This is a genomic window from Paenibacillus sp. 37 (assembly GCF_008386395.1).
Classification (GTDB): Bacteria; Bacillota; Bacilli; order Paenibacillales; family Paenibacillaceae; genus Paenibacillus; species Paenibacillus amylolyticus_B.
Genome location: NZ_CP043761.1, coordinates 4,391,198 through 4,403,391 on the forward strand (window position 1 = coordinate 4,391,198; position 12,194 = coordinate 4,403,391).

The window sequence follows — 12,194 nt, forward strand, 5'->3', positions numbered from 1 at the left end:
TAATTCACGTGAAGGAGCCTAAAATTCATATGATCCAGGTGATCCAAATGCTTTGAATTTATTTCGTTGTTGTCCATCTGCATTGATCTCCCTCCAACCATGAACGATTGTATTGATTTCATTCTTCAAAAATATAACATACCACACTAACGAATAAAAAAAACACTCCGGCTATCCTCTAACCTGTCTTCAATGGATAAGATGCACTTATTATTGAAGGATCAGGCTAAAAAACACCAGAGTGTTATAAGTTCATATGTGTTCAGACGCTTCACAGGCGTCCGAAGGTTTCATTACAAAAATCTGTATTGAGCTTCTATTAATCCATTATAGACGCCTTGTTTTTGGATCAGCTGCTCATGGTTGCCCTCTTCTTTAATTTCACCATGATCCAGGACGATAATGTTATCTGCATTCCGGATGGTTGAGAGACGGTGAGCGACCATAAAGGACGTTCTTCCCTGCAACAGCACCTTCAACGCTTCCTGGATTTTAAGCTCTGTCTCCGTATCAATACTGGCTGTAGCTTCATCCAGGATCAGTATGCGTGGATCAGCAAGCAGCGCACGGGCAAAGGATAACAGTTGTCGCTGTCCCATGGATAATACGTTCCCGCGTTCCTCAACTTCGGTATCATATCCGCCAGGCAGCTTCATGATGAACTCATGTGCATTGACTGCTTTGGCTGCGTCCTCCACCTCTTCATTCGTTGCATCCAGTCGTCCAAATCGAATATTGTCACGAATCGTCCCCGAGAAGATGAAGGTATCCTGTAATACAATGCTGATCTGGCTGCGTAAACTCTCTACCGTTACATCCCGCACATCCTGTCCGTCAATGGTGAGACGTCCGCCAGATATATCATAGAAACGACTGATCAAATTGATGATCGTACTTTTACCTGAGCCCGTATGACCAACAAGTGCAATCGATTGGCCCGCAGCCGCCGAGAAGCTGATCCCTTTCAGCGCCTGTCTGCCCTTCTCGTATTCGAAAACAACATTTTCAAATGCGATATCTCCTTTAATAGAAGGAAGTGGCTTGGCACCTGGTTTATCCGCAATACTTGGTTTTTCATCCATGAATTCGAAGATACGCTCCGATGATGCCATCGCAACCAACAACTGATTGTACATCTGTCCCAGACGGTTGATCGGGTCCCAGAAGTTGCCGACATAGTTGGCAAACGCGACAAGTAACCCCACGGTCAATTGACCATCCTGAATCAGATAGGCACCAAACCAGAAGAGGATTAATGTCCCGAATCCGCCGGTAATCTCGATCAGTGGTCCGAAGCCCTGGTTCATTGCTGATGCCCTATCCCATGACTTTTTGCTGGACAGGTTCATGTTGTCAAAATACTTCATGTTCTCTTTTTCCTGTGTATAAGCCTGAGTCACTCGAATCCCCTGAATGGATTCATTCAAGTGGGAGTTAATCCGAGAGTTCTTCATGCGCACATCCTGCCAAGCCCGACGGATCAGCACCCGAAGTTTGGTCGAGATGATAAACATGATTGGCACCGTAATGATCACGGCAAGACCCAGTTTCCAGTTAATCAACAGCAAGATCACAATGATCCCGAGCAACTGTACGCAGTCGATCATGACGTTAACTGCACCATTGGTGAACAGATCCTGAAGGGAGTTAATATCATTTGTAACACGTACCAGTACGGAACCTGCCGGTCTTTTGTCAAAAAAGTTAAAGGATAGCTTCTGGATATGCTTGAACAGATCCGAGCGAAGATCATAAATAACACGCTGTCCGATAATGTTCGTCAGTTTGATCCGGTACGTATTCGCAGCCCATTGAATCAGATACAAAACAAATATGGAGCCTGCGATAAGATAAAGCATAGTCATGCTTGGCAACCCCGTTGCCGGTGCGATGGCCCGGTCAATTGCCAGACTGATCAGAAACGGTACGGACAATTTCGTAATGGTACCCAAGATCATCATTAGAATAACAAGTGGTAACAGTTGTTTCGCATAGGGTTTCATGTATGCAAACAAACGTCCGAACTCTTTCCAGTTAAACGGTTTTTCAATAATTTCATCGTCCTGATACACAAAGCGTTCATTCAGTTTCTTCTCAGAGGCCCCTTTGGCCTCGCGCCTGTCTGCTATCGTTTCGGCACTCATGAATTCACCTGCTCCCCAGCCTCCCGCTTACCGCGGGCAATATAATCTGCATATTGAATTTTATAAACATCCTGATATGGTCCAGGCACTTCAATGAGTTCGGTATGTTTGCCACGTTGTACCACGCGACCTTCATCGAGCACTAGAATCTCATCTGCATGTCGTAGTGAAGAAATACGGTGTGCAATAATAAATGTCGTTCTGCCGCGCATAACTTCCTGGAAACCGGATTGAATCTCGTGTTCTGTCTCCATGTCCACGGCGCTTGTTGCGTCATCAAGTACCAGAATTTTCGGATTTTTCAGCAAAGCCCTTGCGATCGCAATCCGCTGTTTCTGTCCACCCGATAAACCCATACCGCGCTCACCAACCACCGTGTCATAACCGTCCGGGAACTCCATAATGAAGTCATGTGCCTTGGCCAGCTTGGCTGCACGGATGATCTCATCCATGGTGACGTTCTTAAGCCCGTAGGAAATATTATTGCGAATGCTGGATGAGAACAGGAATGTTTCCTGGAAGACAGAAGCGATCTGACTCCGCAAACTGCGGATACCTATATCTTTGATGTTTTTACCATCCAGCTTGATCGTTCCCGAGTTCACGTTATATGCACGCATCAGAAGCTGAATGATAGTCGATTTACCTGACCCTGTTCCCCCGAGGAAACCGATTACAGAACCGGGTTCAGCGTCAAAATTAATATCGGTTACTGCGGGCATTTTGTTGCCGTAGGCAAAGGTAACGGATTCAAATGTCACATGACCATTCACTTGGTCTGCTTCCACAATGACCGGATCTTGCGTTTCTTCCACGTCCACTGGCGTATTGAGCAGTTCGAGCACCCGTTCACCTGAAGCTTTGGATTGCGTATAGTTGTTGATATGGAACCCAAGGTTCCACATTGGACCGATTATGTACCAGATCAAACTGAAAAAGGCAACGAGTTCACCAAGTGTCAGCGTCTTCTGTATAACCATTCTTCCACCAATCACCAGCAACAGCACGATACTCACCGAAGCAAGAATCTCCATGATCGGAAAATAACGACTCCACAATGTTGCCGCATGAATCTGATTTGTTTTGTAACGTTCATTACGTGTAGAGAATTTCTCCACTTCATAAGGCTCACGTGCAAAGGATTTTACCGTACGTACGCCAGTGATATTCTCCTGTACCGCTGTTGTCAGTGAACTGAGCGCCAGCCGCATCTCCTGAAACGCAGGGTGAATTTTGGATTCGAATCTCAGCGCAACGAAGGCAAGTAATGGGATGCATATGAGCGTGAACAGCGTCAGCTGCCAACTCATGGTCATCATCATGATTGCGCCGAATACGACCATCAAAACCATGTTGAGAATCTGGGCGAAACCAAATCCGATAAAGTTACGGATGGCTTCCAAATCTCCCGTGAGGCGGGACATCAGATCACCTGTCTTGGCCGTATCATAATAACGGAAGGATAAAAATTGAAGCTTTTCATAACATGCGTTACGAAGTCTGTACGCCAGGAAGTTACCCAAGCGTCCTCCAAAAAAGCCATGTAAAAACTGCATTCCCGCTTTCAAAATAACTACACCTAACACTGTCAAGGCAATTATGGGAACGTCTTCAAAAGTTCGCGGAACAATGATGTCATCAATCAGTATCCTCAGCATGTAAGGATACACCAACCCAAGTGCGGTCGCTAAGGCGAGGAACAAGATTGATACAAATAAATACGTTCGCTTTTCCCAAAAAAAGATTTGCAGTTGCCTAAGAACATCCATGTTTCTCCTCCTCTTATGTCGTTCAAAAATACTATGAACATTTATGAAGTTTATCACCGTACCCCATTCGCGGCAAAGCGAATAACAGACCATATTCTGCCTGCTTTCAGCTTATTGACGCATTAACGAAGGTAAATACCCACCTTTCAATCAAATGTTTGAATATTCTCTTTATTTCAGGTTGTTCGTACCAAAAAAAGGCTCCCTATATGCCTTTTCGGCAGGGGCCTTTTTGGGTTGATTTTCGCAACATTTTCAATGTGTTGCTGTATCATTCATTTTGTTTTACAAAGACTTCCAGAGAATACGTGTTATGCCGCGATTTTAACTGCGTTCAATCTGTTCCAGTTGGTTAGACAAGCTGGTCCATTGCTCCGCCGGAATTCCGCTCTCCAGTGTATCTTGAATTCCACTCACCGCCTCGTCCAGACGTTCTTCCAACTGACGGGATTGGTGTTGCAATGATTTACAAATCTGGTTGTCATAAAACTGAATCAGTTTGTCTTGCGCAGCAGGAAGAACTTCAATGATCATCTGTTTGAGGACAGGATCAAGTGCCTCTTGTAAACGCTGACGTCCATCTCCTTCGAAGAACTGTTTCGGATTGCGGAAATAATTCAAATAGCTTTTCCATCCAGACGGTTCTTCCAGACGAACTTCTTCAAGCACAGGTGTACTCCAGCGTTCGTTCAGTGGCAGTGACACATCCACGCCCCCTGATAACTGTCTCACCTCATCTATACAATCCGTAACTTGCTTCATCAGCCAGGTCTGACCTGCCTGTTCAAGTCTAAGGGTTGTGGCGAGCAATTCCTGCTCCAGTTCAATGGCGATCATGCGTAACAGTTCACGTCCACAGGCTGCAAAAGCCATCTTCAGATTGCCTCGATCCTCCCGAAGTACGGATGGATGGAATGCTTCTGCCATGAATAGACCAAGGCGATAGGCAAGTCGTTGCCGCACATGGAAGAGTAATTCTGCTGTTTCCTGTGACATTTCTTCCTTCATGGATCTTGCTGCAAGTTGCTGTATGCGCTGGCGTGACTGTCCCTGGATGGTCTCCAGTTCATCCCGCCGCTGCTGCAAAGCTTCCTCCCCTTGAGCCGCATCCTCCGCGCGTTTCTTCAGCCGTTGAATGACACGTGCCATCTCTTCGGAAGCTCCACCTACCGCAAGGTCGGCTAATTCTCTGCCTGCAAATTGGTTGAACTCTTCCTCAAAACGGATAAAACCGGATTGTTCAAGCAGCTTCGAATCACCTGCCATCTTGCCTTCCATCGCAAGTATGCTGGATACCGGGAAAAGTCGTGGTGCCCGAATTCCATTACTGCGCAGTTGGGTGCTCACATGATCGAGCACCTGCTCCAGTTCTTCCTCAGAGGAAGAGAGGTCACTGGCATTTACAACAAAGAACATCTGATCCATGGCAGAACTATCCTTAACACGACCCAACTGATTCAGGAACTGGCGATCTCCTTGGGAGAAAGCATGGTTGTAATACGTTACAAAAATGAGTGCATCCGCATTCTTCATATAATTGAAGGTTACACCCGTATGACGAGCATTGACGGAGTCGGCTCCTGGTGTGTCGACCAGCACAATACCCTGTTCCGTTACATCGCAACTGTAGTAGAGATCGATACTGTCTACAAAGCAGGACTTCTTCTCGTTTGCGACAAAATTACGGTAACCCTCCAGATCCACCAGTACATCCTGACCTAACTGGTCCGCTGTTTCTTCCCAACCGGCTGCCGCTGCCTGCAAAAAGCTGTAATGAGGGCGCCCCGCCGGATGCACATCCTGAGGTGAGAGGGACCGTACTCGCTTCTGCCACTCCGCTCCAGGCTCACCCAATCCGAGCAATCGGAAGGAATAGCCGAGGTCTTCCTGGAAGGCGTCCCGGGTCTTCATGCGGACCCGGGCTGTTCCATGCTCCGCGCCCCCTGCAGGAGCCATGATCCGGTTAATCGCCGCTGTTGTTGGATGCGGCGAGACGGGTAGTACAGCTTCGCCCAGCAACGCGTTGGCGAAGGAGGATTTGCCAGCGCTGAATGCTCCGAACAGCGCCAGTGTGAACGTGCCGCCCGCAAGCGAAGCCGCGCGTGCACGCAGATCCCGTACCGCCGACCCCATGGCGGGGTACGGCTCCACCAGCGCAGCAGCGGCTTCAAGCCGTGCCGCTGCTGCGTCCAGGCGTCGGCGGCGTTCAGCGCCAGCCGCCGACGATGGCCCAGGCACCGCCGCCGCGACTGCGCGCTGCTGCGGCGGTGCCTCTGACGTCTGTGGCTGCGCAGCCACAGACGTTGACGTGCCCGCATGCGAACCGGAAGCTTCGCCCGGTTCAGGCACCGCGGGCACGTGCGGGCCCTTCACCTCCGGCAATAGCCCGGAGGGGAGGGGGCCCGCATCAGGCAGCAGGCTGCGCAGCCCTGCTGCCTCTGCGGCGGCGCTGCGCTGGAGCGCCGTGTAGCGCGCCGCCGCCGCGGATTGCGCGAGCAACGCTGCGCGGCTGGCGTCCAGCGCCTGGAGCGCGGCTTCGCCTCGCGCGCCCAGCGCTTCCAGCATGCGGTCGGCCAGCATCATGGCCGACCTGCGATAGCGGGCCTCAATCTCGCCCCGCACATCTTTGCTGAATTGAATCACATACTCTGGAGATACCTCTGCACTGGCACTTCGTTTCATCTCCAGCAATGCTTCATCTACAGCAGGCAGCTCCGAATTGAGCGCCTGCTCCCACTCCGCTCCCCATACCTGATGGGATTCACCCAGCTGCCTAAGCATCGTACGAATATGTACTTCCACTTGTCCGGAAGCCTGATCCTGTAATAACCGCACCAGTTCAGAAGCACGGCGTTGTTTCTCCTGCTCGGTTTTGCCGCCTGAGAACAATAAGCCTACCCTGAAACCCGGTTTACGGCTCTCCAAATAGGCAGCAGCCGACGCGCGAATATCCGCAGGAGTAAGATTTGCATTCGCCAGAAGAGGCTCAAGCTCTGCCCGGAATTTCTCACGCACTCGTGAAGGCCCGGTACGAATGTCTTCTGCTTGTTGATCGAGAAGCTCCAGCTCCCGTTCCAAGCGTTCAATTCCTTCCTTGCCACCAATCTCATCCAGCAGAGAATTTTCTTCATCCTCACGTTTCTCCGCTTCTCTCGTCAGGTGTTGCTCCGTTACATGACTGGCCGAACTTGCCAAACTGTGCGTAATTAACGCTTCCTTCTCTTGCATCATGTGTCCAATGAGTTCCGGTAGCATATCCCACTGGTTGTAGCGATGCTCCTTGTCGCGGAGGGAAGTAAACAACAGTCCGTCATATCTAACTTCCCAGGCTGCAAATATAGCTTCGACCCCTTCGGTATATTGCTCAAAAGAAAGCTCACGTTCCCGATGCTTGTCGATCTGGTTTACGATCAAAAACAAGGGTTTGCCCCAATCCGACAGACTCTTGGCAAATGAAAGGTTTGTCTCGGACTGGACATGATTATAGTCCATGACATAGAAGACCACATCCGCCAGATGGAGCGCGGAATGGGTCGCAAGACTGTGCCCCCGATCTGTAGAATCCACACCGGGTGTATCCAGCAGAACAGCATCATCCTTCAGCAGGGGAATATCATCCCATACCTCAATGGAACTGTACGCTCCCCCATTTTTGCAATACGCCTCCAATTCCTCTGGAGAAACTTCAAGTGTTCCTGCTCCATTGTCAGCGCTTACGTTTGGCGTAGTATAAATAAGTGCTCTCGGCTTACCATTACGTATAGATACCACATTCGCACTTGTTGGCACGGGACTTGAAGGCAGCACTCGCTTACCGCACAAACTGTTGATGAGACTCGATTTGCCTGCAGAGAAATGACCACAGAACGCAATCGTCAGATGTTTCATTTCCGCCTTGCTGATTAAATCCGTTATAGCCTGTACAGCTGTATGGTCCCCTGTCTGCTCCATCGCTTCACGCAGCGGAAGCAGAGGTTTGGCCATTTCTTTTGGGTAATCTGTTCTGGACATGACTGGCCTTCCCCCTGGCTCCTCTAATTTGACATCCGTTTCGACGTCTATCTCTTTTACAACATTTATTTTAACATTATCAAGTTTGAATTTGAACGGTTGGAATTGAATATACATAAATGAACGTATAAATCTATAAACTAAAAAAAATAAAACCGAACAAGTCGGTTTTATCTGTAATACTCTTTATACTCGGCATTTAGCAAAATGCTTAAGCCAAGTGTCTGTTGCATGAATGCGATGCGATCACTTTAACCACAACGATCCTCATGACATTAATACAACAGACCCCACAGTGTAATCACTTCTTATGAAACTGCATTCTCCATGGAAGGCAGCAAGATTTCAAATACTTGTCCATGTTGCAGAATTGTAATGTCTCTGCCTTTGTCTCTCATAACCACAACTTCTGGTTTAACGGACATACGCTCCAGATAATGTTCAGGCACGTCGCCAGAATGGCTTACTGTGATACCTTCTACTTCTTTTTCTTCATTTTCAGCCATTTCCTGTTCAACGATTTGTTCAAAAATATCGGAGAAGGCCTCAAAATTGTCAGTGTACACGGAAATGCATTTCATGATTATTCATCCTTTTCTGCTCATTAATTTATTTTTCGTTTTCGGGTGGTGACACGTTCCTTATCTTTCCTGATTTGGGACGTTTTCATACGTTTTTTCCCTTCCCTGCATATGTCCAGCAATGGACAGATATGACACGCAGGGTTCTGTGCCTTGCAATGGTAGCGTCCAAAAAATATAAACCGGTGGTGAGTTAAAGTCCACTCATCCCGAGGTACGCGCTTCATTAGTTTCTTCTCGACTTCAAGTACGGAGTCATCCCAACCTGCAAGCGCCAGCCGCTTGGATACACGTTCAACATGAGTATCTACCGCAATTGCCGGTACACCAAACGCATTGGAAACAACTACATTCGCGGTTTTCCGCCCGACACCTGGTAGTGTCACAAGCTGATCATGTTCCTGCGGTACATCACCGCCATACTGCTCTATTAGAATTCGGCACATGTTCTGAATATGCTTGGCCTTGTTCCGGTACAAGCCGATTCGCCGAATATCCTGTTCCAACTCTTCGAGAGGAACCGCCAGATAATCTGCCGGGCTTCTGTACTTCTGGAACAAATCTGCGGTTACCTTGTTCACCGTTTCATCGGTGCACTGGGCAGACAAAAGGACAGCTACCGTCAATTCAAATGCATTGCTGTGATTTAATTCGCAATGTGCATCAGGAAACATTGCTTCCATAGTTTCGAGTATATGCCTAACCGTCGCTGCATTCATGAAGAGCTACCTCCCACAAAATGACTCCACTCTGCGGAGCCTTACTTCGAAGCTTCATCCGAGTACTTTGCGGGGACCTCAAAAAGCTTGCAAAAAAAACGTCTTGATGCGGGAAAGATCCCGTATCAAGACGGTCATTCTTTTGATCCTCGAAAAGAAACGATTACTGTTTTTGAATCTCCAGAATAACATTGTTCAGGAGATACAATACAATATTATCATTATCTCTGAGAGATTGCACGCTTAAAGTATTGTCACCCTGGTGAACAAAAACACTTGATCCGAGTGCAAAACGATAGTTTGTGTCTGCTGTCGTTTCCCGTTTAACCAAAATCTGGTTACCCACGCCATCATAAGACCAGAATTGTTTGCTCATGACAGTTAGTACTCTGAAGCGTGTGGAATTATCCGTATCTTTTGTCATTTCGACACGATCTCCAACCGTAAGACTCGTCAGTGAAGTTAATGTAGAGCCAGATTTCACGACTTTAACAGCACCGCTAACAGGCACGGTTTCAGTCTGACCGTTAAACTGCTTGAGCGTTACGGATGAAGCATCCACCGCTGTAACTTCAGCCAGCGTACGCTTCACGACTTGAACCGCCTTTGGCGTAGTTCCTTCAAACGTTACATTAATCAAGTTGCCTGCTGTCAGTTGTGAAGGCGTGATCGTCTGACCACTCTCTCCTGTCAGTATTGCTTGATCCACGTAGAACTGACTTGTCAACAGATCGGATTTTACTCGAATACGACTATTTGCTTCCAAGGCAACCACTTCGAATTGAGCCACAGTGTTCAGTGCAACCTTCTGCACTACATCCTGATTTGCTCCAAGCGTTACAGTCACTTTGTCACCAATCTTCAAATCTCCCAGACTTGCGCCCGATTTGTTATAGATCTCAACCGTAGGTAAGGTAGTATAAGGCACTGTAATCGTCTGATTACCAGACAACAAACTGATTTTTCTGCCCGATGTGTCAATGTTGTTGATCGTACCTTCGTACTTGTAAATCACTTTAACGGACAACGCACGTGTTCCCACATAGGTCAGATCCAATTTGCGACCATCATTTAAAATCGACTCCAGACCAGCCAGTGTAGGTTTGGTCGAATTGTAGTCCAGTTTGGTTTTTTCGTCCAATGTAAATACAAACGGTTTTTTGTTGTTGTCCAGTACGGTAAGTACCTTTGTTTTGCTGTTGTAAGATACAACCGTTACTCCGTTCATAGGTTCCATTTGACGTCCAATCACCTGAATACGCGTTACCTGATCGTCAGCGTTCAATGACAACTCCACCTGATCCCCGTTCGTTGCATCTGTGATGAGATCATTTAGCGTCGCATCCTGAATACCATTAATAATAACTTCCGGCTTTTCAGTCAGCAATTTCGCCTCAAGGGAACCCCCTTCACGTTTGAACGTTAACGTGGACTGGTTGCCACCGATCTCAACCAATGTTCCGCGCACAGATTGCTCCACACCTTGAGACAATGTGATAGTTTGCAAAACACTGTCCTTTACGGTGTATTTCACGGCACTGCCGGCTTTGAGATCGGCCACTGACATGATACGGTTTTGATATGTGATAAGCAGATTGTCATTGTATGCAAACTGCTCTGTTGCACCCGCTGCATTGACAAGTTTGATCGTTTTGCCAGAAGTGGATACTTCAGCAACTACGCCATTGTCACTCTTGTTCACAATGCCGGATTTCACACGAATAGCAACTGTTTTTTTGTCAGCCGAGAACGTCTCACGCTGTACTTCGATGATGCTATCTGCCGTAATATCGGACAGTTTGATTGCATTACCATTCTGATCGATGAATGCAGTTGCCTCATCATAACTGTACGTTTCGTAATTCTCGCCCACAAAGATACCAATTTTATTACCAGACAATGAACGTGCAAATGTACCTTCAACGCTTTCCACCTGTGGTGTAGCATCAACCACTTCCACATAGGAAGCCCCACCTGCCGAACCCACAACCATAACTTTTGTATATAGTTTCACATCTGTGGATGAAGCACGCGTCTCACTGTCTTTCGTAAAGTAAGGCGTACTGCTGTTCACTGCGAAGTTAACGGCTTTGCCGTCCACAACCAGCGTGATCTGCCCATCTTTCAATCCAGTCACATAACCCGTGGAAGTGTTCGGATACTTTGTATCTGTTAGCGATTCACCACGACTGAAGAAGGTAGCCAGTTGAGCACGGGTTACGGAACCAGTTGGATTGAATTTGTTGCCTTCCACACCTTTGGCCAGATCCAGGCTAACAGCCAGATTGACATAACCTTTACCACTTTCGGAAATACTTGCATTATCAGCAAATCCGGTAGATTGATTGTTTTGTGCCTTCGCTTCAGCATCCTTATCCAATGAACGGATTAACAATTTCGTAATCCATTCCCGTGAAGCAGGTTTTTGACCCCAGGAGGTCTTGGATACATCCACCGTTGATTCTTCCGTTTTGTCAATCAGTCCCAGTTGAAGTGCCAGCGCGACATATGGCTTGAAATAATTTCCCACTTCCATGTTTGTCGGTAATGCCGCAGCCGTGTCGGTATTCAACTGGCCCTCTTGATTCATAAAACGGATTGCCATCGTTACAGCTTCTTGCTGTGTTACCGCGTCTCCTGGACGGAACAGGCCGTTGTTACCGAGAAGAATGCCTTGATATGCCAGTTTGTACACATGTTTTTCAGCCCAGTATCCGACCTTGATGTCACTGAACAAACCAGTTGGTGCAGCCGTATTTGTTATTGCAGCAGTCTGACCCTGCCCCGTTTCTGTTGATTCTGCTGCCATGGCAGCTCCGCCGGCGCTAAGGGCCATCATGCCTGCAAGCACGGCTGATACTACTTTTTTAGAGTGTGATGTATGGTTATATTTAAAAGTCACCTATGATTCCCCTCTCTCATGTAAAACGACCCATATTCCGTGGATTCACGGTACAACAGCCTGTTGCA

At 47.7% G+C, this 12,194-nt stretch carries 6 protein-coding genes; all 6 read right to left on the bottom strand.

Annotation, left to right across the window (positions count from 1 at the left end; genetic code table 11):
* Window positions 1-293: 293 nt before the first annotated feature.
* A complete protein-coding gene (locus F0220_RS18745; protein WP_105599350.1) occupies window positions 294-2,144 on the bottom strand; it encodes an ABC transporter ATP-binding protein in 1,851 nt (616 codons plus the stop codon).
* Complete coding sequence (locus F0220_RS18750; protein ID WP_105599351.1) at window positions 2,141-3,913, bottom strand: ABC transporter ATP-binding protein; 1,773 nt, start codon at window positions 3,911-3,913, stop codon at window positions 2,141-2,143. The genes F0220_RS18745 and F0220_RS18750 overlap by 4 nt, the downstream gene beginning before the upstream one ends.
* A 324-nt stretch (window positions 3,914-4,237) precedes the next feature.
* Complete coding sequence (locus F0220_RS18755) at window positions 4,238-7,924, bottom strand: dynamin family protein (protein ID WP_105599352.1); 3,687 nt, start codon at window positions 7,922-7,924, stop codon at window positions 4,238-4,240.
* Window positions 7,925-8,232: 308 nt separating this feature from the next.
* The gene (locus tag F0220_RS18760; protein WP_017687779.1) at window positions 8,233-8,505 is read right to left on the bottom strand and encodes a hypothetical protein; all 273 of its coding nucleotides are present in this window, start codon (window positions 8,503-8,505) and stop codon (window positions 8,233-8,235) included.
* A gap of 23 nt (window positions 8,506-8,528) precedes the next feature.
* Window positions 8,529-9,224: an endonuclease III gene (nth, locus tag F0220_RS18765; protein ID WP_036607558.1), complete on the bottom strand. Its 696-nt coding sequence runs from the start codon at window positions 9,222-9,224 to the stop codon at window positions 8,529-8,531.
* 163 nt (window positions 9,225-9,387) lie between these two features.
* Complete coding sequence (locus F0220_RS18770) at window positions 9,388-12,126, bottom strand: S-layer homology domain-containing protein (protein WP_105599353.1); 2,739 nt, start codon at window positions 12,124-12,126, stop codon at window positions 9,388-9,390.
* Between the last annotated feature and the right edge of the window lie 68 nt (window positions 12,127-12,194).